This window comes from Oscillospiraceae bacterium MB24-C1, assembly GCA_030913685.1.
Taxonomy (GTDB): Bacteria; Bacillota; Clostridia; order Oscillospirales; family Ruminococcaceae; genus Yanshouia.
Genome location: CP133187.1, coordinates 2,430,307 through 2,452,272 on the forward strand (window position 1 = coordinate 2,430,307; position 21,966 = coordinate 2,452,272).

The 21,966-nt window shown below is 43.7% G+C and carries 24 protein-coding genes; 4 read left to right on the top strand and 20 right to left on the bottom strand.

Features of this window, described 5'->3' with window-relative positions; all coding sequences use genetic code 11:
• Positions 1 to 84: 84 nt before the first annotated feature.
• The 14 genes from RBH76_11535 to RBH76_11600 all read right to left on the bottom strand — a co-directional run bounded on the left by RBH76_11535 (position 85) and on the right by RBH76_11600 (position 13,752).
• Positions 85 to 852, bottom strand: a complete 768-nt coding sequence (locus RBH76_11535) for a PAS domain S-box protein (protein ID WMJ83353.1) — start codon at positions 850 to 852, stop codon at positions 85 to 87.
• A gap of 569 nt (positions 853 to 1,421) precedes the next feature.
• Positions 1,422 to 2,381 carry a hypothetical protein gene (locus tag RBH76_11540; protein WMJ83354.1) on the bottom strand — a complete coding sequence of 320 codons (960 nt, stop codon included), beginning with the start codon at positions 2,379 to 2,381 and terminating at the stop codon, positions 1,422 to 1,424.
• 86 nt (positions 2,382 to 2,467) lie between these two features.
• On the bottom strand, positions 2,468 to 3,166 hold the full coding sequence (locus RBH76_11545) for an MgtC/SapB family protein (GenBank protein ID WMJ83355.1): 699 nt from the start codon (positions 3,164 to 3,166) through the stop codon (positions 2,468 to 2,470).
• A gap of 61 nt (positions 3,167 to 3,227) precedes the next feature.
• Entirely contained in the window at positions 3,228 to 3,881 is a 654-nt protein-coding gene (locus RBH76_11550) for a GDSL-type esterase/lipase family protein (protein WMJ83356.1), read from the bottom strand.
• 6 nt (positions 3,882 to 3,887) lie between these two features.
• Positions 3,888 to 4,748: a hypothetical protein gene (locus RBH76_11555; GenBank protein ID WMJ83357.1), complete on the bottom strand. Its 861-nt coding sequence runs from the start codon at positions 4,746 to 4,748 to the stop codon at positions 3,888 to 3,890.
• A 76-nt stretch (positions 4,749 to 4,824) separates the two neighbouring features.
• Entirely contained in the window at positions 4,825 to 6,117 is a 1,293-nt protein-coding gene (locus tag RBH76_11560) for a TRAP transporter large permease (protein ID WMJ83358.1), read from the bottom strand.
• Entirely contained in the window at positions 6,114 to 6,605 is a 492-nt protein-coding gene (locus RBH76_11565) for a TRAP transporter small permease subunit (GenBank protein WMJ83359.1), read from the bottom strand. Before RBH76_11565 ends, RBH76_11560 begins: the two co-directional genes overlap by 4 nt.
• A 147-nt stretch (positions 6,606 to 6,752) precedes the next feature.
• The gene (dctP, locus tag RBH76_11570) at positions 6,753 to 7,928 is read right to left on the bottom strand and encodes a TRAP transporter substrate-binding protein DctP (GenBank protein WMJ83360.1); all 1,176 of its coding nucleotides are present in this window, start codon (positions 7,926 to 7,928) and stop codon (positions 6,753 to 6,755) included.
• 101 nt (positions 7,929 to 8,029) lie between these two features.
• The gene (locus RBH76_11575; GenBank protein WMJ83361.1) at positions 8,030 to 9,400 is read right to left on the bottom strand and encodes a sn-glycerol-1-phosphate dehydrogenase; all 1,371 of its coding nucleotides are present in this window, start codon (positions 9,398 to 9,400) and stop codon (positions 8,030 to 8,032) included.
• Positions 9,401 to 9,889: 489 nt separating this feature from the next.
• A complete protein-coding gene (locus RBH76_11580) occupies positions 9,890 to 11,110 on the bottom strand; it encodes a LacI family DNA-binding transcriptional regulator (GenBank protein WMJ83362.1) in 1,221 nt (406 codons plus the stop codon).
• Positions 11,111 to 11,327: 217 nt separating this feature from the next.
• Entirely contained in the window at positions 11,328 to 12,287 is a 960-nt protein-coding gene (locus RBH76_11585; GenBank protein WMJ83363.1) for a hypothetical protein, read from the bottom strand.
• 261 nt (positions 12,288 to 12,548) lie between these two features.
• Positions 12,549 to 12,812: a hypothetical protein gene (locus RBH76_11590; GenBank protein ID WMJ83364.1), complete on the bottom strand. Its 264-nt coding sequence runs from the start codon at positions 12,810 to 12,812 to the stop codon at positions 12,549 to 12,551.
• Positions 12,813 to 13,043: 231 nt separating this feature from the next.
• A complete protein-coding gene (locus RBH76_11595; GenBank protein WMJ83365.1) occupies positions 13,044 to 13,430 on the bottom strand; it encodes a hypothetical protein in 387 nt (128 codons plus the stop codon).
• An 82-nt stretch (positions 13,431 to 13,512) separates the two neighbouring features.
• A complete protein-coding gene (locus RBH76_11600; GenBank protein ID WMJ83366.1) occupies positions 13,513 to 13,752 on the bottom strand; it encodes a hypothetical protein in 240 nt (79 codons plus the stop codon).
• A gap of 380 nt (positions 13,753 to 14,132) precedes the next feature.
• Between RBH76_11600 and RBH76_11605 the strand changes: the two genes are divergently transcribed.
• The 4 genes from RBH76_11605 (at position 14,133) to RBH76_11620 (ending at position 16,617) form a co-directional block, all read left to right on the top strand.
• Positions 14,133 to 14,654 (top strand): polymorphic toxin type 44 domain-containing protein, encoded by a 522-nt coding sequence (locus RBH76_11605; GenBank protein WMJ83367.1) that lies wholly within the window; start codon positions 14,133 to 14,135, stop codon positions 14,652 to 14,654.
• Positions 14,655 to 14,668: 14 nt separating this feature from the next.
• Positions 14,669 to 15,055 (top strand): DUF5412 family protein, encoded by a 387-nt coding sequence (locus RBH76_11610; GenBank protein WMJ83368.1) that lies wholly within the window; start codon positions 14,669 to 14,671, stop codon positions 15,053 to 15,055.
• 801 nt (positions 15,056 to 15,856) lie between these two features.
• Positions 15,857 to 16,231, top strand: coding sequence for a polymorphic toxin type 44 domain-containing protein (locus RBH76_11615; GenBank protein ID WMJ83369.1), 375 nt, complete (start codon positions 15,857 to 15,859; stop codon positions 16,229 to 16,231).
• A gap of 17 nt (positions 16,232 to 16,248) precedes the next feature.
• A complete protein-coding gene (locus RBH76_11620) occupies positions 16,249 to 16,617 on the top strand; it encodes a DUF5412 family protein (protein ID WMJ83370.1) in 369 nt (122 codons plus the stop codon).
• A gap of 782 nt (positions 16,618 to 17,399) precedes the next feature.
• On the opposite strand, the gene RBH76_11625 is transcribed toward RBH76_11620, so the two are convergent.
• The 6 genes from RBH76_11625 to RBH76_11650 all read right to left on the bottom strand — a co-directional run bounded on the left by RBH76_11625 (position 17,400) and on the right by RBH76_11650 (position 21,957).
• Positions 17,400 to 18,953 (bottom strand): recombinase family protein, encoded by a 1,554-nt coding sequence (locus RBH76_11625; GenBank protein WMJ83371.1) that lies wholly within the window; start codon positions 18,951 to 18,953, stop codon positions 17,400 to 17,402.
• A 133-nt stretch (positions 18,954 to 19,086) separates the two neighbouring features.
• Positions 19,087 to 19,725 carry an MAE_28990/MAE_18760 family HEPN-like nuclease gene (locus RBH76_11630; protein WMJ83372.1) on the bottom strand — a complete coding sequence of 213 codons (639 nt, stop codon included), beginning with the start codon at positions 19,723 to 19,725 and terminating at the stop codon, positions 19,087 to 19,089.
• The gene (locus RBH76_11635) at positions 19,712 to 20,830 is read right to left on the bottom strand and encodes a DUF262 domain-containing protein (protein WMJ83373.1); all 1,119 of its coding nucleotides are present in this window, start codon (positions 20,828 to 20,830) and stop codon (positions 19,712 to 19,714) included. The genes RBH76_11630 and RBH76_11635 overlap by 14 nt, the downstream gene beginning before the upstream one ends.
• Before the next feature lie 87 nt (positions 20,831 to 20,917).
• On the bottom strand, positions 20,918 to 21,064 hold the full coding sequence (locus RBH76_11640; GenBank protein WMJ83374.1) for a hypothetical protein: 147 nt from the start codon (positions 21,062 to 21,064) through the stop codon (positions 20,918 to 20,920).
• Positions 21,065 to 21,077: 13 nt separating this feature from the next.
• Complete coding sequence (locus tag RBH76_11645) at positions 21,078 to 21,524, bottom strand: ImmA/IrrE family metallo-endopeptidase (GenBank protein WMJ83375.1); 447 nt, start codon at positions 21,522 to 21,524, stop codon at positions 21,078 to 21,080.
• A complete protein-coding gene (locus RBH76_11650; GenBank protein WMJ83376.1) occupies positions 21,514 to 21,957 on the bottom strand; it encodes an XRE family transcriptional regulator in 444 nt (147 codons plus the stop codon). The genes RBH76_11645 and RBH76_11650 overlap by 11 nt, the downstream gene beginning before the upstream one ends.
• Positions 21,958 to 21,966 lie beyond the last annotated feature (9 nt).

The following is a 21,966-nucleotide window of genomic DNA, read 5'->3' on the forward strand; positions in this document are numbered from 1 at the left end:
GAAAGCAACACGATATAGGAAGAATTGACACTTAAAAAAAAGCAGCCACGGATAATAACACCGTGGCTGCTTGCTGCTTGACAGTCATTGCAGCAATATTTTGTAATTGTTGTAGGCCTGCCTGATCTGGCGATACTGCCGTTTCCGAATTGGAACCCTCGCACCGCTCCTCATAACGAACACATAGTGACACTCGTCCAATTCAGCGTACTGCATGTTAATGATATAGCTTTGATAACAGCGCAAAAAACTCCCCACAGAAGGTATTTGTTGCTCTAGACGGTTTAGCGTACCATAAGCCTCCAGCACAGAACCGTTTGTTAAATAGATTTTCAGTTTTTTCTGGGAACTCTCAATGTATTCCACCGCAACTAATGGAACCACACATTTTTCTCTGCCCACCGAATCTTGCAGTGTCAATAGAATCTGTTTTTCCTTGCGCAAACATTCCAAGAAAGATACCGACATCTGCACCTTTGGGTTGTTTGGATCTATCTGTGCCGGTTTTGTGGCATCGCGAACAAAGGCGATGAGATATTCCTCACCATTTGAGGTGATAATTTTAGAGTTGATCTCGGTACGGATGAGGGTACCATCCTTTTTTACATTTAGGCGATCAATATATTCATGTGGAAACAAATCCTCTTGAGTGTACTGCTCTTTTAAATAATAGCGCTCTGATGTCGGTATTAAATCTCGAATGTTTAGTTTGGTGATTTCTTCTATTGTGTAGCCAAATATTTCTGCACCCGACTGATTACACATTAGAATATCACCGTTGACATTTTCAATAAAGATTCCCTCTAGCGAGAGATTTAACAGAACCAATAAATCTTTATCAAGTATATTCACGGCACCGTTTCACTTCCCATCTGATCTAAGCAAATATGCACATGATCTCGTTAGCATTAATCGCTAGGTAGGTGTTGATGTGTCTATAATCCAGAACAATAATACCAATTTTAATGAATATTTTCAAGTTTGCATACAAAAAAGACGCAGTTTCCCCTTGGCGGAAAAAAGTGGATTTTATAGGTCGCTTTTTGTTTGGTTGAGGAAAGTGATAATATTATTTAGCAAAGACGAGCGGGAAAATATAAAATTGGCTTAAAAATGAAACAATCCTCACTCAAATTTTAAGTGAGGATTGTTTCGGTGCCGATAAAAGCGTGATCATTGGTCTAACCAACCGGCTTTTACGGCTCTTAAAACAAGGTCTTTGCGTTCATTCAGGTCGTTCTCAACGACAATATAGAATTTGTGTAAAAGAGGGTCAGGTGTGGGCCAGAATCATATTTCGTCAAAGCATCTCGATCATCAAATCGTAGCCATTTTAGCTAAAAAATAGGAATACACTATCCGCCACCAACATTATAATTTTACATTTTGGCCTTGCCGCTGTTGCTACGGCGGTTCGCTTTTTATGGTGTGAAATTATTAAAATAACAAACTGCATCGTGAGAAATGTCGCTTGAGTTCACTTTTCGGTTGCAATTAAAGTATAGTTTTCCGTTGGTTTCATCACATCCTTCTATCTCAAAAAGAGTTGGATATGCAGAAGATGTGATACGGAATGACAGATTAGGATTAGCAGTAACCGTGCCTGTAGCGGTTGAAGCATTGTTGTAAACAAGAACGATGCTGACGTTATTATTTGTCAGCGGCACTAATAGCTGATCGCTACTCGCTATATACCCAATACCCTGTCTCGTAAAGTTTTCAAGGCCCGCTACGGTCTTGCCATTGACCAAAGCATCTTTAATGTTAATTTTAAACCCATATGTAAGATTGATTGTCCCACTATTTGCGGTCAGCGGAACTTGACCTCTGTAAACCGTTACACCGTTTTCGGTGCCATCATATACGAAAAAAAGAAAGTAAATGTAATTCGAGTCTTTTGCATATTTTTTTGCGCCTGATATTGCAATGTTGTTACCATTGTATTTTAGTGTAAATCCACCCAATTGGGTATACGTTGTTCCAGAATATGAAAGTTTGACAAGGCTTTCGTTACCGGTCTTCATCGTAGCAACAAAAAGATGATAGCTTCCGTTGATTGTGCAGGTATCCATATCATTGGCATGGCCCAGGTGGGTTGTATAAGTGGCCGAGGTGTCACCGTTGGTCATAAGTGTAGTGCTTCCATCACTCATCTTAGTCCTGTAGATGACCTGTTTGCTTTCGTCATCGTTGCATTTGGCCGTATAGACATAAGTCGATCCAACGGCAAAACCCTGTGTACGGTTGCAGCCGTTGCCATTAGGAATTGTTGCAACCGTTGTGTAGGTATTATAATATGCCGCGTTTGCTGTAACGGATAATAAGGCCACTGCACAAAGCAGCGATACGACAAAAGCTCTTATACGCGTGTTAATTTTCATATTATTTCTCCTCCTTTATAACTGTCGCAAAGCTTTTTAATAAATTGTTGTTCTGTTAGTAAATGCTGATCATGTAGATCCTTCAGCTACGCATCCTCGACGAATAGGATGCCATTTGTGCTTCGTAATTTTGATAACAAAACATTACGATCCGAGTCCTGACCGAAACGCTGTACGTCAATGATAGCGCTATTGATTGGGCAACTATTCCCACCGGGATACTCTAAATGAGATAGATGCCATTTGTTTTTTCGTATCGTCGCAAGAATAGTCGAAAACGGCGTCTCGGCCGTGTACTCAATATAAAAACGAACGACAGTAGAGTCTTTTAAGTACTTTTCGTCGAGACGATTTAGCGCTACAATCACACAGAAAAGAAACCCACACATGATAACCGCTACTTCGTAAAATCCGCTTCCTACGGCAAGGCCCATACATGCGGATGCCCATAGTCCTGCAGCGGTCGTCAATCCCTTTACACGCTGACCTCTTTGATATCCTGTAATTACAATGGTTCCGGCGCCAAGAAAACCAATACCACTAATGACTTGAGCCCCAAGACGTGCGGGATCGGCATTCGAGTTGAAATAAATGGAAAGATATTGGTTTAGCAACATAACTGACGACGCACCAATGCATACAACAATATGTGTGCGCAATCCGGCAGCGTGGCGCTTTTTGCTTCTTTCATATCCAATTACCGCGCCGCAGCCAGTTGCTAACAGGAAGCGGAAAAAAATAGATGCTATTGACAATTCTCTCAGTGGATTCAGGAGATCAAGCACGCCACTATCCTCCTCGTATCTAGAACTATGTTGCGTAGATTTATGTTCAGCTTATGTTTGGTTATAGAGTCAGCACTCTGCGCACTACATGAGACACTGCAACGCCAAGATTTTTATGGCTTTCGGCACCCATATGTACACAATCAACCTCAGATGCAGTTGCGTACACAGAGGCGTCAAGAAAGAATGCACCATGAGCCTGACATACCGGATAATAATAATCTTTAAAACGAAGTGACTCGCTATATTTGCCTTGCATAGAAGAGGAGGGTTCCCGTGTATCAATGCCCGAAAGCAGTGGGATGGGCGAGATTACAAGAATCAGAGGCGAACCCCTAAAAACGCTGGTGTTTCCACTATCAGACTGCACATAATCCGCGGAGAATGCGGCGCTCAGCAAGGCGTCCAGCCCCTTTGAGGAGCCGCGTGCATCCGTAAACTTCAGGTCGTTGGTACCAAGGCTGATGATCAGCAAGTCAACAGGCTTGGCTGCTAATAACGTATACAGAAGACCTTTTCTACCATTCAGATAGTCACAGAACGGGTCGTCGAATGAAGTGGTTCGAGAATTCATACCCGCCTCAATGACACAATATCCACTACCCAGATTCTTTTGAAGCAGTGCTGTCCAACGGGTGTCTGCGTCAAAGCGCGCTCCTGTGCCAGGGACGTAACCCCAGGTGTTGGAATCACCGTAGCATATAATTCTTTTCATTGCCTTTCACTTTCGACCATCAAAGAAGATGGGGTTTGTCCAGGCAGAGCGGCCTGCAATATCGACGCAGACAATACGAACATATGCCTCACGCCCTGTTAGGGTATGGGCGGCCTCGGTGAGCGATGCGCCGTCTTCTGCAAAGAAGGATTTGCCTCTGGGCGGATAGGTGACAAAATGGATTTCCCGACAGGCGGAACAGGCGGTATATACCTTGTCGCCGTCCAGGCCGAAGTCGTGGATCACAGGGCCGCTGGAGGCATAGAATCTACCGTTAAAGAGCGCCTCCATAATGGCCTGTGGGCTGCGCTGGGAGGCTTTCACCCAGATCCAGCCACCAAATAGGTCATGGTGAACATGCACGTCATCACTGGCGGTGGCGAATACGTACCTTCCGTGACGCAGGAGCATGTCCCAGTAAATTTCTGCGTTGCCGCCGTGGCAAAGATGCTCCGTGCCGTTGTTGTAGACCTCTATCGCATGAAAGCCGTTCAGTGACAGAACTTCCGATGGCTCCATTCTTGACCAGATGGGATGGGCCAGCGTGACAAACTGCCCGTCTTCTCGCATCATGTCGATAAGCTGTGGGTCGGTCAGCTCTGCGGCAGAATAGCGCTTGCAGAGATAGTCGGTGCTTTCTTTGCCGATTGCACCGGTGCCCACGACGTGGGTACACTTGTATGGGCTGTACTCGATGTCATGCTCCACGCCGGTGAGCAGAATTAGCCGTTCTTCTGGCAGCTCACTGTGCGGCACAAAGACATTATGGTCCGTCATAGAGAGAAAATCATAACCGTGGGAGTAATAGAGCTGCGCAATGTCCGTTGGCGTGATCACGCCGTCCGATACGGTTGTATGGCTGTGCAAGTTTCCCTTCAGCCAGACTCCATCCTTGGAAAAATAAGATTTTTTCATAAATAGCCTCGTTTCAAGCAGGAAAGCTTTATTTCAGCAGCGTGGGAAGTAGAGTTGAGATACCGGGGATAAATGTAACCAGAAGCAGGGTGATAATCAACGCCGCGAAAAGCTCTTTTCCTTGCTTTAGAAAATCAGGAATTTCAATCTTGCACAGGTTGCAGCACTGGTACATTGTTGCGCCGAAGGGAGGCGTGATGGCACCGATGGACAGGTTGAGAATCATCATGATGCCGAAGTGGATGGGGTTAATGCCAAAGTTTATGGCCACAGGGTACAGCAGGGGGCCTGCAATCATCAAGACGGCGGAGCTATCCACCAACATACCCATGATGAGCAACATGATGTTCACCATCAGAAGGAACACGATGGGATTATTAGTAATGTCAAGCACAAGCGCCGTGATCATCTGAGGAATCTGCGCATAAGTTAGATACAGGCCAAAAACGGTGGCGGAGATGATGATGCCAAACACATTGGCGATGGAGGTGAAGGCCTCTAAAAGAATCATCTTGAAGTCGGAAATATGTAGCTCTTTGTAGACGAACATACCCACAAAGATACATAGTAAGCAGAGAATAGCACCACCCTCGGTAGCGGTGACGATACCGAAGCGCAGGCCAACAATGAGCACAACAATCATCACCACGGCCCAGAAGCAGTCGACGAAGCCGCGGGCAATCTCTTTGAGCGTGGCGCGCTCTTCACGCACGGGCTTATAACCGTCGCGGTGGGAGACGTAATTCACGGCAAGCATCATGAAGATGCACATTAGAATGCCGGGCAGGTAGCCAGCCATAAACATATCCAGCACAGAATTTTCCGTTATGGAAGCGTACAGAATCAGCATGACTCCGGGAGGAATCATAGGCGAGATCAGAGCGGAGTTTGCAGTGACAGCGGCGGCAAAGGCGAGATTAAAACCTCGTTTCTCCATTTCAGGCACCAGCATCTTGCACTGCATGGCGGCGTCCGCATTCGAAGAGCCGCACAGACCGCCCATCAGGGTGGACAGCAGCACATTTACCTGAGCCAGGCCGCCCCACATATGGCCCACCAGCAGGTCGGCAAACTTCATCATGCGGGAGGTAATGCCGGTGTAGTTCATGAGCAGGCCCGCCGTGATGAAAAACGGGATAGCCATCAGGTTAAAGTTCATGCCGGAAGTAACCATCTTGGACAGCACGATGTTTAGCGGCATCTCCGGTGCGATAAATGTAAAGTAGACGACGGCTCCGCTGATAAAAACGGCGCATACCGGGAGACGAAAGGCCAACAGGACGAATACCAGAATCAGAGGAAGCCAGGTAAGAAAATTCATTCGGTTTTCCTCCCTTCAATCCCCTTAAAGATGCGGCTCAGCAGTGACCATAGACTGCGCACAGCACCGCTAAAGAATCCCACCACGATGGACAAATACGGAAAAAAATAAGCAATTTTCGTGCCGGTGACCATGCGGGTAAGTCCGCTCTTGCACAGCTTGAGGCCCCAATAGGTAATGAAAGCGGAGAATACAAAAATAAAAATATCACGGAGGATATCTAGAATTTGCTGACCAATAGGGGGTAGCAGATTTTGAATGAACTTGACATCCACATGGGCATCTTTTTTGTATAGGTATCCGAAGCCGGCATACCCGATCCAGACATACGCAGACAGGGCAATGGCCTCAAGTGTAGTGGAATAGTGTTGCAGGACGACGCGCGAGAATATGTTGATGATAACAGGTACAATGACCAAAATGACCATCACCCGTCCCATCCATTCTTCTGCCGTTCCGTCTCGGAAAAAGGCAGCGATTTTTTTCATAAGGTTCCTCGTTTCGTTAGACTGGACACTTGTATTTGTTGGGCGTCTCTTTAGCCATCTTATGAAAGTATAGTCTGAGGAAACCTTAGAGCCTCCTCAGACTATACACGTTAGGCTACTACAAAATTTGCGTCGAAGGCGGTAGAATTACTTGCCAGCGGCGATGTCGGCGCGAATCTGAGCAACGGTATCCAGAACCTTCTGACCGATTTCATACTTCAGGACGTTCTCCTTAGCTAGTGCGGCAAAGGGAGCACGATCCACTTCATAGAATCGGACGCCGGCTTTCTCCATATCAATACGCATGATAGCCTCGTTCTCCATGGAATACTCGTAATAATTCTGTCCGGCGGTATGTAGCTCTTCTTCGATGATGTTACGATACTCTTCAGGCAGGCTGTTCCAGAAAGTGGTGCTGCAGTACAGGCCGTCAGCAAGAGGCATCTGGGCAAGCAGGGTGGCTTCCTTGACAAGCTCATAGGTCTTGGTGCTGTACATCAGGCTGATGGACTGATCGACGGCATCGATAGTGCCGGCAGACAGAGCGCTGACCTGCTCAGAGGAGGGCATAGCCATGGGGCTGGCACCCAGGGAGTTGAAGCAGTCCAAATAGGGCGAGGAGCCGGGGACACGCAGCTTCAGACCCTTCATGTCATCGGGGGTCTTGATCGGCTTCTTGCCAAGAACGTGACGCATACCGGCAGTAAAGCTGACATTGATGCAGTGAATGTTCACGGCGTCGAGATTGGCGACGATTTCGTCGAACAGGTCGGTGTCATAGAAACGCACGCACTCCTCGGCGGAATCAAACACGAAACCTGCCTGAATGGCGCAGGCATCGGGATAGTAATCTTCCCACTGGCTGAAGGCGGTTACATATAGCAGAGGAGCATCGCTTCTGATTGCCTCAACGGCATCAGCGGGGGTACCAAGCGTATTGTTGGGATAGACCTTCAGGTCGATGGCACCGTTGGAACGCTCAGAAATACGCTGGGCGGCGGCCTTCAATTCAAAGTTGACCTGATCCATATCACTGTAGGCGTTGGACAAGCTAATGACGATGGGCTTGGTGGCTTCTTTATTGCTGGTGCTGGCTTCGGGTGTGCTGGCGCTGGCGCTGACAGCGGAGGCTTCGGTCTTGCTGCCGCAGGCCGCCAGACTCAGCGACATGGTCAGAGCTAGTACAAGTGCAAACAACTTTTTCATACATTTAACCTCTCTTCTATTTTTGCGTATACGCCGTACTAAAGTTTTGATGAATAGAGAGCCCCCCTTTTCCTGCCGGTTTATTATGAAATATCTTAGTGATTCTCCTCGTGCCAAACGAGTTGTTTAAACCGCGATGTCAATGCTATGGTAAAAAGAGTGATTCAACAGAACGTCATATGATCGTATTTGACGGAGCTGAGGCTACGCTAGCAAACTTAGTTATTACAAATAACGATGTGCTCAAGTTCGGCTATGACCTCATCAGACAAGGTATCCAGCAGCCCCAGATCCCAAACCATCTGGAGGATGGTATAACGGGCGCGAACCTCCTTGCAGTACAGGAAGGTTTGCCTGAGTAGGTCGTCTTCCACGCCGATTTCGCTGGGTAAGCAGGGGGAATTTAGAGAGCGCAGGATGCCCATAATTTCCTCGGAGGAGGGCAGGCCAGACAACAATGCCATAATCTCGTCCCAGTGAGCCTCTATGGTGTCGATACGAGCTAGGCGGGCGGTAGTCTCGTTCTTCTGAGCCTTGGCTTCCATAGCAATGACGCCCTCTGCGGCGGGGCCGTAGGCTGTATGAATGGCATCCTCCCAGGCAGCTTGCTCATAAGACTTAGCCGCAACGCGGGCAGCATCGAAGTCTACATCAGCCTTCCGTAGTTTCTCCACCAGTTTAAGAATGAGTACGGTGCCTACACCCACCTGAGTGCCGTGGGGTACAGGGCGTTTGCCTGCCTGTTCAAAAATCATTTCCCAGTAGTGGGACATATGGTGTTCACAGCCGGAAGCGGGGCGGGAGTTGCCGTATAAGCTCATGGCCACACCGGCCAGGACTAGGCCTTCCATGATATTGCCCAGCGTCTCGGGGTCTCGCTCCGTGGCTTTGTCGGCACTGGTCAGCACTTTCTGGACGCAGCTTTCCACTAATTCCACGATGTTGTTGCAATAGTGCTCACCGTTGATGACCTTGGCCAATTTCCAATCACACAGGCAGGTGAACTTGCCTAACAGGTCACCTAGACCCGCGGCGATCATACGGTAGGGGGCACCCTTTAGTATCTCGGTGTCGCCAATGATGGCGGTAGGAGTGTGGGCGTCGAACGTGGTCTTCAGGTGATTGACCTGGATGGCGGCGATGCTGGAGGCAAAGCCGTCCATGGGAGCGGCGGTAGCCACGGTAAAAAAGGGACGGCCCATCTTAAAACTGAAGTAACGGGTCATGTCGTTGATTGTGCCGGTGCCTACGGCCACCATTAGGTCACAATCCATAGGCATGTTGATGGCTAGCTCACCTAAAGTAGCCTCGTCAAAACCCAGGTGGGACAGCTGGATGATTTTATGCTGGATACCGGCATCCCTCAGAATTTTTACACATTTCTCGCCAGCGATACCATAAGTGATGGGGTCGCTAATGAGGTACAGGCTCTTGAAGCCCATCGCCTTGACAAGATTGGGCAAATCATTCAGGGTGTCCTTGCCCATGCGTACAGCCGACAGGGCAGCATAATGTTCCTTGCCGCAGTCGCAAGTAAAGCGCTGATCCAGATACGCATTCAATTCCATCGGTTTCTTTGGCATTTTCATATCATTAGCCTCCTGCATAATGGCTGTGTTCCAATAGAGTCAGTATGAATATAGATTGCAGTATAAAATTGACGCAATCTTCCAACCTTACATAGTTTTTCGCTAATGCTAACGCAGATTTGAGGTGCACTTAATTCAGTTAAGTATGAGCGCCATAAATGCTTATATTTTCTTTATCAATGATAGCTTTTTGGTAAAAGCTATGCAAACGTAATTTTTAAGACGCTGTTTTTGCATTATTTCGTACAAATAAGTAAAATGTTTAGTAAATAATTTACTGAATAATTCTGACATTCAAAATTTTGAAAATTGTCGCGTCTTTTTTCTATTTCTATCTTTTTTTTAATATAAATACTGTGCTAGAAATGGTAAATAGTTTAGTAAATAATTTATTAGGGAGCCTGATTTTATAAAACTTTCTCTGTTTTGCACATATAAAAAGCCGGGAAACAGTGCAATGTTCCTCGGCTTTTTATTAATAATTAATCGCTAATCGTTTTTTAATTGAGTTGAATTCTTTTTCTCCCTGGGGCCTGTGCTCTTTCGGATAATGAGTTTTGGGAAATACTCTACACGGGTAATTCCGTCCGGACTATCTTCAAGCTCAGAAAGATGATTTCCGCCCTCAATCTTGCGAACCAAAATGTCCACAGCCTCTCGGCCTGACTGCCTTGCATAGCTTTCTACTGAAGTCAATGAAATCCCCTTGTATTTTGAGACGCTTGTGTTGTCACAACCACATACCGAATAATCATCAGGAATTCGCTTCCCCGCATCGATGATCGCATCCATAACACCAATGGCTATCATGTCATTGACCGCAACGAACGCCGTCACATCTTCATTGCGTTCAATCAACCGTTTGGCCATCAAATAGCCTAGCTCATATCCTTCAGGTACAACTTTTGCCTCCGCCAATTCCAGTTCAGGTGAGCAGGCCATTACGCTTTGAATCGGATTGAGATCGTGGGCCTTGTATACTGATCGTAACCCTTCTAACCGGCGAATCCGGGTTACCTGTTTTGTCTCGAAGGTGGATGTGATAAAAGCTATTCGCTCATGACCAAGTTTAATCAGATATTCACCGATGATAGTTCCCACACGGAAACCGTCTAACTCAAGAATATCTGCGTTATTATGTACGCCTTTGTCGTAGATATGGATGACAGGCTTTGACCACCCCACCTGTTGCAACAACATATTATTTTCCGTCGGGTAGAGGAAAAACACACCCGCAAAAGGAAATTGGCTGCAAATCTGTATAATGCGGGTTTCCTGCGGTATCTCACGGAATGTGTCAAACGCTAACAAGGAGTAACCTAACTCCTTAGCTCTGCGCTGCATTGCCTCCACCATATGCACATAGTATAAATTTGAAAGTGTTGGTGTAATGGCAACCAATACTTTTTCGTCAAGTGCCGCTGATTTGAAGGCGCCATTTCGAACATAGCCCAACTCATTACAGGCATCTATAACGCGGCGACAGGTCCTCTCAGGAAACTTACTACTGCTTTTCCCGTTCAGAATCATTGATACTGTGGCAGCAGAAACGCCCGCACGCTTTGCCACATCTTTGGCAGTAACTCTTACTTTTTTAATAGCACCCACCACCTTATATTTTTGATTATATCGCAAATTCAAGGAAAATAAAACCCCAAAACGCAGCTTTGAACGGCACCTCATCTTTTGCTTAATTAGTTTAGAAAACATATGCCCCCACACCCCCTCGCTTGTGTGTGGCGTGGGGTTTAGAAAGTTTTCGAGTTATCAAAATAATAGGGCGGTATTGCGGTGATAAGACCCCAAGAGAGAGCCTATCCGAACTAAATCGAGTTGATAGGATGCTAAATGCTAATTTAGTGGGCTAAGAGCAGCTGCAAAAAAATATCAGCCGGAGGGTTATCCTCCGGCTGGCGGGTAAAGAAGCTTATTTCTTTTTAAAAACGGCGTTGATGCTTCTGGGGCCGTAAATGGCGTCAAAAGTGAAGGTGGCGGTATCACCACAATTGATACTATTGGGAACAGCTTTTCCATCCACCTGAATGTAGTAGATGGTGTAGCCTTCGTTTGCGGTGACGGTGTATTTTTGGCTTATACTACCGGGTCTGAAGATTTTTTGACCTGGTTCGGTTATGCTACCGCCCTCGCCTGCGGTGGCGGTAATGGGAAGATAAAGCAGATTTTTGTGGGATTTAGTCCTTTTGCCGCCACTGCTAAAGGTGGGGGGGATGATATAAGTGATATTGTAGGCTTTTTCGAAATTGGCTTGTATAGACGCAGTAAGTTCCTCGTCAGTTTTTGGCCAGGCGTCGTTCCACTTTGGAGCACAAGGGCTGTTGGCTTCGGAGGTGGCAAATACGAAAGGGTAAACTGGAATAACGTCATTTTCATCAGGTGCGCCGACAAGCAAGTACAACGAATTGGCGCCGGTTTTAATAGGGTTTACTGGTGTGGTGTAACCAACGATTTTTGAATCTTTTTGTAGAGAATACTTCACCTTATGCACCGTATCCCCACCCACTATACTAGGAGCTAAAAATTCCCATCCGTCCCCGTCATTTTTCAGTATAGCTATATGCTTGTCCTTCTGGGTATCATCAAAAGCCACCGCCCAGTAAGATGTTCCTGAACGACCGTTATACGCAAAAGCCGGCAGACCATTTAAGGTGGAAGGGGTCAACATATCCGTTATTGGTTCACCAGACGACGAATAAAAGTAAATGCCATCATTACAAATGTAGTCCCAATTAAAAACTTCTGCTTTGCCCTCCATTGTTCCGGTTAGTAGCTTTGACAAATCGGCGGGATTAGTTGCTGCAAATGCAGCAGTTGGAAGCGCAAGGAGAATAAGGGCAATTGCAAGTGTGAGAGACAATAGTTTTTTCATTCTAAGACTTCCTTTCATTATTAAAATATCGTTAATAGCTCTTTGGCTTTTAGTGTTTAATGATTGCTAATTTCTCCGCTTGTTAAACTTATAGAGAAAAAACGCATAAGGTAAGTTCCGAGACATAGAATGCTTTTCACTGCATGAACATAGGGCGAAAATTATACCTACTTTATTAACCCTAAGGCAATCTGTTAGAAAATGTTGTCATAAACCTGTGCGTGATAGATTTTTATTTATGGAATTGGCTTACCTGCCTGGCTACTTGGTGCGGTCAACGGTCAGCAGATCCATAAAGGTAGCGGCTGAAATCTCCAGAATCTCACTGCCGCCCCGATAAAATATCAAGCGGTATCCATCTGTCGCCACACTTCGGAATACATCTTGGTTGCGCAGTAACCCAAACTGCACCGATGACAGCCGCCTGTGCATATCTAAGCAAACCGTGCTGCCAGATTCCATTTCTATTTGAAGACAGCCGTCTTTCATGGGCGTTACTGCGCGAAAGATTCTACTGCTTTGCATGAAAAGTCTCCTTTCCAATTTGAATAGTGGTATAGCGGCATGGAAATTTCCAACATTGTGGGTATTTATTTTTAAAAAATAAAAACACCGTACAATAAGTGTACGACGTCTCTTTAGCGAAAGGATATCCCCCATCGGGTATTTATTTTTTAAATTCTCCTGCGCCCCTTAAATCTTTAAGCTATATATGCTGCACAGTATATCTTAAGATGGTTTTAAGTTTTTCTGGAGCTACTTTTGGTTGCTTATTACTTCAGTAGAGAACTTTGTGCTCTGAGGAGAGGTATAATTTTCAAAGTTAATAGGAGAATTAGCTTGTTTTTCTGCTGTTCTGGGGCCGATAGATGAGTTTTGCATAAAACCGGATTCGCGTTTGACATATTCATCCTCGGTAAATGACATAGCATCTTCGCTAGATTCTAAGGCTTGTTCTATCAAGGGATTAGAGGCATTATTTTCAGCTGTTTGTTCCTGTTCTTCCATATATCCAAGTCCTCCCATAAATGCGCCCAGCGCTGCCACTATAAGAAGCCAAGGATTTGTCGCAATTCCCAAAATAGAAAACGCAATAGCCGCTAAGCCTCCGACGGTAGCGGCGCCAGATAGTGCTCCTCCCAAGACGCCGTCTTCGCTGCCGCCTTCTATACCACCATTTTTTCTGAATCTACAACCAGTTGAGTTAAATCGTATTGTGCCTTATTCATTTTTTTAGTATTCCAAAGATGCTATTGTGGGATTTCGAGAATTCTTGTGCCGCCAATGCGGATATTTGGCCCCAGTCTAACACTTGTTCCATAAACGTATCTAACAACAACGATACACCATCCACGCTATTACTCTGCTCGTCACTCTGACGCGTAATGTAATCAAGATAATTTTCGGAAACTCGCTGATCGATTTCCAAAGTTTGGGCTGGTGTATCATTTGTAATTTCTTCCATTGTTTTTGCCCTTTCTATAGTATTATTTACTAAAATGTTTTAGTATTTGAATAGTAGATTTGAAAGGAGAAAACTATGTTAAAAGTAGTATTTCTGGGTTTGGATCTGCATCCTCTTAAAAATTTAATTAAGCCCGCCGGTCTTTTAAAGAATGAACGTGTTTATGGCTACTCTGCAGTAACCGATTTTATTGCTTCAATTGGTGAAGAAAACTTAGTTTCTACAAGTTATTTCACAAGATCTGACAATGTTGTTACGTGCGCAATTACATACCATGATAATGCACTTATAATATGTCCTCATTGTTCACGGGAACTAACCAATGCGTTTACGTTCTGCCCTCATTGAACATAATCTCACCAAATTATCGTAAGAACATATTGGGGGCGGCAAAAGAATTAGACCGTTTTTTACATACGAACTTGCATGGAAGAATCCCGAAGTATTTTAAAGAAATTCCGATTGAGGATATTACCGACCGGCTTCATAAGCTGATGGCATCTACTGATGCGACTTATGCCGCCTATACACAAGCTCCCGTCTATCAAAATGCTCTCGGCACAACTGTGACTATCGAAAATAGCCCCGTGACCAAATTGAAAAAATTTATTGCTAGCGTCAAAGATGAAAGTCCAACTGATATAAAACGCTCACCTGAATGGGATAGTAAATGGTATATTTACGAAGGGGATATTGTTAAAAAAGACGCGACGGGAAATATCCTTTTCGGCTATGTGGGGAAGGTTTTTGGTTATGACGATGAGTTTCTCTGCTTAGGGGCGGGCCTATACCAGATTTGGACCGGCCCGTGGCGTTTAGACTATGCAACAAGCTATGGCGACGATCCCTATGATACCAAGATGATTAGAAAAGGCATTGCCTATTATAATAAAACACATTAGAAAAGGGGATATGTGTGAAAAGACTTCTATGCGATAAAGCTAAAATAAAAAGGCTTCGTACTACGGCGCTGCTTCTGCTTTTCATAGCGTTTTGCTTTTATTTTTTCAGCGCGCAGAGATACAGGGGCGAAGAGCTTATCGGCACCTACCCTTCCCCAAACGGAACCTATATTTTGACAACCTATCTTAACAACGCAAGAAGTCTGACTGTTGACTTCGCTGTGCTTGGCCGGGTCAAGAACACCAGGACGCATCTGTCTAAAAACGTCTATTTTAAATACCACTGTAGTGTGGCTGATGTCCGATGGCCGGACGACACCACGGTGGTGATTAACGATGTGGTAATAAACGTCGGGAAGGATGTTTATAATGACGACGGTTACGAAGTCAAGCACTGGTGATTCCCCCACGAAAAGGAGGCGTCATGAGCTACTTCGCCTCTGCTCGGTTGAGATTGGGCGGTATGGTCAGGATTTTCCATCAGACAGAGGTGCTATATATGAACAAGGCATGGCTTAAAGAAAATAGGATTGTGTCATCATTATTATTGTACTACTTTTTACGCTAATGACGGTTTACAATCTCTTTTATAATACACAGCGCATCAAAGGGGAGGAAGTTATAGGCACATACCCTTCCCCAGGCGGTACTTATATTCTGACGGCCTATCTTAATAACAGAAACAGCCTGACCGTGGACTTTGCGATTCTCGGGCGGGTGAAAAATACCAGAACCCATTTGTCGCGGAATGTTTACTGGCAATACCATTAAAGAACCGCAGAGGTTGAATGTTAGATTAGACCACTGTTATTATAAACGATATAACTTTAAATGTTGAAACGCACGCTTATGATTACAGGGAGCATGATTATAAATAATGATAAAATAAAAGTGACCTTTAAGGTCGCTTTTTGTTTTGATAGAGATATTGATAATACGATTGATTACAGCTTTTCTAAAGACATAGACAGGAAAAATATAAAAACTGCCTAAGAATACAACGAACCCTCACTTGAATTTTAAGTGAGGGTTCGATTAAATATTGCGATAGAATAGATGCAGAGAATATTCAAAAGTTGCTTTAAACTTGAAATTAATTGACCATTGCAAGCCACATTCACTTTGATTATGCTAAAATTACAATCAGGAGGTAATATTTTGAAAGTGTTACATCCCTGATTGAACTTAGGAGGTGTATTGTTTTGGAAGATGCAATAGTGATTGCCTTTAGAGATAGGTATGGATATGTCGTTGGAACTGAAGACTATTTTTCCGCTCTAAATAAGGGGATTTTATCGGGCCTTATGGCAGATGATCGAAAGTACAATTATCGTGAAGCTTTGCGAAAATCAGCAGATAGAATACACCATATATTAGATGAGATTGATGCAGACCTCCTTTTTGGATATGTTGGCAAACTCTTTGGCTATCATGACGAATTTCTTAGTGCCGGAGCAGGTGCATATCAGATTAAAGAAGGCACTTGGGATTGGAGTTTTTGGCCCACCTACTTTGATGATCCTTATGACAATAAAATGATACGCAAGGGCATTGAATATTACAACAAAACACACTAGAAAGCTGGGGTTCATTTATGAAAAGAGCTATATTAAAAGCGATCAAAATAATATTGATCAGCTTTCTTACCTTGATTCTACTGTTTGTTGCTTTTTTACTTTATCATTCGAATATTCAAACTATTAAGGGTGATCAAGTCATAGGAACATATCCTTCACCTGATGGCACCTATATTGTTACCGCCTATCTGAACAGCGGTAATATGACAACGGACTTTGCAGTATTAGGACGTGTGAAAAATACAAAAACCAATAGATCAAGAAATATTTATTGGAAATATCACTGTAACTTTGCTTACGTGCGATGGTCAGATGAGGACACAGTTGTTATTAACGGTATCGTGCTTGATGTGAAAAAGGATACTTACAAAAATCTAGATTATTAATTTCAAAATTGTAGCGCTGTTTTATCAAAAATATATTGAATGGTATTTTATGGATAGGGCGTGTAGGGCATGTAAAATTGAAACTTTTCTACTAAAATAAGCTGATATCCCGATCTGACCATTATCTCGAATATAATATGTGACTGTGCTAAATGCCGAGGAAAATTTTCGAAAATATACGCCCTACACGCCCTACTTTCTGTACAGATATATTTCAATACCAATATTGAATGATAATAAACTACATAAATAACTGCTATCCTATTGTGCTTCAATATAATTATCCGTCGTTTGAAAATACCTAAGCAGACTAATTATCTTATCAATCCGCTGGCATTCATTAATAAAATAATACTATTGGTGTTTTATGGATAGGGCGTGTAGGGCATGTATAATTGAAACTTTTCTACTAAAATAAGTCCATTATCGCTCTGGCCAATTATCTCAAATATAATATGTGACTGCGTTAATGACGAGAGAAATTTTCGAAACTACACGCCCTACATGCGCTACTTCTGGTGTAGACATGTTTCAATACCAGTATTAGATGATAATAAACTACATAAATAGCAGTTGTTCTATAATGTCTCAATATAAATATCTGTGATTTAAAATATCCAAACAGACTAATTATCTCCTTAATCCGGTATAGCAGGGTGATAGATTAAAATATAGCATTGAGAGGGGATAGGACTATAAAATATAAACCCGCATTATAACGCCATTATGATGATATTTTAATTTTCAAGATAAACTATTTAAAAATAATAGAAAAACGACCCTCAAGGTTTACTTGAGGATCGTTCTGGTGCCGCTGACCCGTACAGGGCGGTGGGCGTATAGGCTATTGCATTGCTAATATCGAGCGGGGGACGCTTGGAAACGTCGATGCCAAGCGGGTTAAAGGTGATTTTCACGCCGCCATCGTCAAAGCATTCTACCCGTTCCACGAACATGCCGACAAGATCGCGGTCGGACTGTTCCAGTGCAAACAGAAGAATACTGGCTATTTCCGGCTCGCTGTACTTATTCATAGCCCGTTCGGTCAGGCTGATTTCATATAGGATCACCTCAATGTTTGAGGCTTGCTTTTCTAAATCTTTCAGAGTGTCCACCGTTGAGCTGGAATAGATGCGATTTGCAATAGCCTCGTTGATGGCCTTGATTTTATCTTTGACGTTTTGCAACTCGGCGCGAAGTGCTGCTTTATCTGGTTGGCCAGCATCCTTGGCCTTTTCAATCGAGCGGGCGATATATGCAGCGTGTACATGCACATTGTCCGGGCGGATCAGCTCGCGAACATGGCTGACTACCAATTCTTCAATAGCATCTTTAGGCACAAGCTTTTTGTCACAGGTGCGCAGCCGCTGGTTAGCATTGCAGCCGTAGTAAAAATATTTGCTGCGGTTATTGACGCCGACCATAGCCGCCCCGCAATGGCCGCAGAAGATTTTGCCCGAAAGCATGTATTTCACCTTGGCGGTATTGGCGGCGTTTCGCTTATTATCTGCCATGCGCTTTCTTACCTTCTCCCATAATTCATCCGATACAATGCGCGGTATCGCGTCGGGTATCTTGATGCATTCGACGTCTTCGGCGTGGGTGTTTCTTTTGCCGTTGTCGTCGCGTGGAACCTTACCATAAACATAAGTGCCGATATAGCGTTCATTGCAAAGTAGGTCATGAATGGAATTTTTGCCGAAGCTGCTGCCACGTTTGGTTTTTGCACCGACGCGGTTCATTTGGTCTATGATTTCGTTGTAGCTGCTGCCGTAAGCGTACATATGAAAAACCGCCCGCACGACATCGGCCTCAGTTTCATTGATGTGGTACTTTTTATCTATGACGTTATAACCCAACGGGGCCACGCCGCCGGTGTGGAGCGCCTGCTGTGCTAAAAAGTTCATTTTAGCTTTAACCTTTTGTCGCGTCTGTAAAACATGCATTTGGTTTATTAGTGCATTAATACCCTCACTGGCAAAGACGGAGGGGTCGTTGATGTCGCCACCGATAAATGACTGCGTCACCGAAATTAGGTTGATTTTATTAGCCTGCAACAGTCTGCGAAAGCTGAACCAGTCCACCAGATCACGGCTAAACCGTGACTGGTCGTATATGAGGACGGCTTTAAACAATCCTATTTTAGTATCACGAAAAAAGCGGTCAAGCTCTGGCCGGTGGGACTTCATGCCGGAGGTTGCCTCGTCGGCATATACATCCACAATGCGCATGTTGTGCGCGGCTGCATACTCGGCGCACTTTTTAACCTGCACTTCTATAGTGTCAGGGTTTTGGTTGTCTGTTGAATACCGGGCATATATTGCGGCATTAATCATAAAAATAAACCTCCTTAGAGTATGCTTGCGCAGACCCTGCAGAGGTGTTATAATTTACCTTGCAGAGTGGCTTTTTGACTGATTGGCTGCTCGTATTGCATCCCGTTTGGTGTTCGCTGCACCAAGCGGGATTTTATATTTGATCGATTGTATTAAATGTGTATGATGAATTATCAATACTGCTGAAAATATTCTCTTGAACTTCAAACATCAAATCAATGACTAATCCTGAGAAAAATTCTAAATCAGATGTGTGTACAATAATACTTTTGCTTCCATGGGCAAGCTTATTACGAAACATTAAAAATCGTTGAAGCTTCGATTTATACTTTTCTTCGGGCACCATACTTATCCCGAAACGTAGGCAAATAATTTTTAACTGATCATAATTGACGTTTGATCCAGTGGGAATAGGGGCTATGGTGAACTTTTGAAATAAAAAATTATAGATGCGCTTTACAAATTCTTTTTGCTTATTATAATCCCGGGGAGGGTTATGCAATTGTAGCAAAGAAAAAGAGTTATGAGTTAACATATCTATATTAACATTGCAAAAGTCTAGTTCTTTGCTATTTAAGTACTTAGCATACTCTGAAAATGAAAAATCGATAAACCCTTCCCAAATGGAATATAAAGCCGGAATTGCATATTTCAAGGCGATCTCTTTTTTTTGGGGTGAAAAGCCGGGATCAATTGCAATTGCTTTTATTAAAGCTATCTCACCTAAACGCCAATTAATATCTTCAACTATTGAGTCCTTAGTTCTGTCCATTGCCTTCGACCTCAAAAATTTCGATGGCACGTTGAATACGCCTTTTGGCTCGTTGCTGGCTTCCCGAAGCTGATCCAGAATATTTTTTAAAGAATTCATCGTTTTTAAGCATTTCTATTTTTTCTTGTAACAAGATTGGCTTATCTAAATAAAAATTATAAAACGATGATGTCGCTATCGTAATTGCTTCAAATAAGCTAGGGGAAAATAAATTGCTGCCATTGAATCTAAAAATCTCTTTACCAAGGGGCGATAACAAATGGATAACATTTTCGAATACGCGTTGATCCGCCGGACTAAGGTCTAAGCCAGCATTAACTTTTTCTTTCATAAAATTGGTCATGTGAACAGAAACAGATGTTGATACTTTTTCCCAATCATGAAATAGCGACATAAAACGAATAACCAACTCTTGATCATATAGCTGTTTCTTTTGCTTATCGGATATTGCAATAATTCCTTGAAATTCTTCATTTCTGGACATTTCCTCTAAAAACTGATAAAAGGAAGATAATTTCCCCCTGAAAATACAGTTTCGTATTTCTTGATCAGTTAACGGTTCTCCACCAGTATTCAATCTGCTGAACAGTTCATACCGCATATCCCATTTACTATCCCATTTTATTACCTCAACACGGCATACTGTCCTTTTCAAATTTAAGACATATTTTAAGGGTAAAGAATCTATGTTATACCCTTCAAGGGAAGGTATAAGATCTCCACTAACAAGAACCCATTTATTTTGAGCATAATCCTCTAGTAATCCAAAAAAAGATAAAACAGTAGATAATCGTTGCAGGCCGTCTACTAATTCCCACTTGCCCTCTTGACCTTCAGCCACGAAAATAGGGGGGATAGGGATTCCTAGAAGGAGTGACTCAATAAATCTGGTTTGCTGATCAATACTCCAGCGAAATAGCCTTTGGAATTCTGGCGATATAATAATTTCATCCCGCTCATACATGCTCATTATTTCGCCAAAGGACATATCTAATCTGTCTGTTGATAGGCTATTTCTTCTTTCTGTTATCTCAAACTCCAAAGTAGCAATGGATGCAATTTCATCTCCTTGTAAATGAGATGATTTTAAATTCTCATTCCCCACGGTTAACCCTCCTCATTTTTAAGAATTAATCTATTTCGCCGCTTACTTTATATCCCCGTTAAATGTGACACCACCGAGCGGGATTTCTTATTTCCCGAAAATAGATTTCCAGAGCATATTTTGCATTTTTCTCTTCCGCCCGGCATTGGTGGTCGGAATTCCGGTTGCGTGCGCTATTTTTGTTTTAACCTTGGTAACCCCAAGTGCGCGTTTCCAGCTGAATCCAAATGCCATGATAAAACCTCCTTCATTTTAAGCACAGAGTATTTCGTACCCTGTATTCGGCAAGATCGTGACTGACGCCTATGATGCAGGCGACCTGATCTATGGTGAAATCTTGGAGTTCCATCATATCATCATCTGAGTATAAGAGGCAAACAGCAAAGCGGTTCGCTTCTGTTTCATATCGGCTGGTGACGAAAAAGGTGCGCGAGTCTAAAAATAGGCGGTTCAACTTTTTATGCATGAACCAGTGCCCCAACTCGTGGGCACATACCAGCCGAGTTTGATGGTCATTCAGGCTTTCATTTATATAAATAAACTTGTTGCGTTTTAATTGTTGATAGAATCCCCGGACGCCGACCAGAGGAACATATATTATGTCAAATCCAAGAGATTCTGCAATGTCAAAGGGGTTGCGCGTTTTAAAACGCTTGACCGCCTTTTCTGCAAAGCCCTTGGCATCAAGCATCATTGTTTTCCTTTCTGAATTTTTTAGGCGTGTACCTCTCCTTGTTTTTTACCTTGGCCATTTCCAATCCTATTTTCATGGCAGCAAGAATAGACTCTTTGGCCTCGTCACTCAAAGGATCGCCGTCGAACATTAAGCCCTCGCCGCTCTCTAAATTCTGGCGCAGGCGTTCCATGTCCTTGGCTATATCGCGCTCGTCTCTCGTATTGAGAGCGGGCGCGCTTTCTTTTAGTTCTTCTTTTCCTAGAAGGTAATTAACAGATACGCCGAAATAGTCAGCTATTTTTGCAGCTGTCTCGGCATTGACTCCTGATCTTCTCCCCATTTTCAGGTCGGTCATAATGCTGGGTTGAATTGCTATATCTTTACACATTTTATAGCCGGTGATTCCTTTTTTAGCACAAAGGTCTGAAAGCACTTCGTATAAATTGGCCACATTAATACG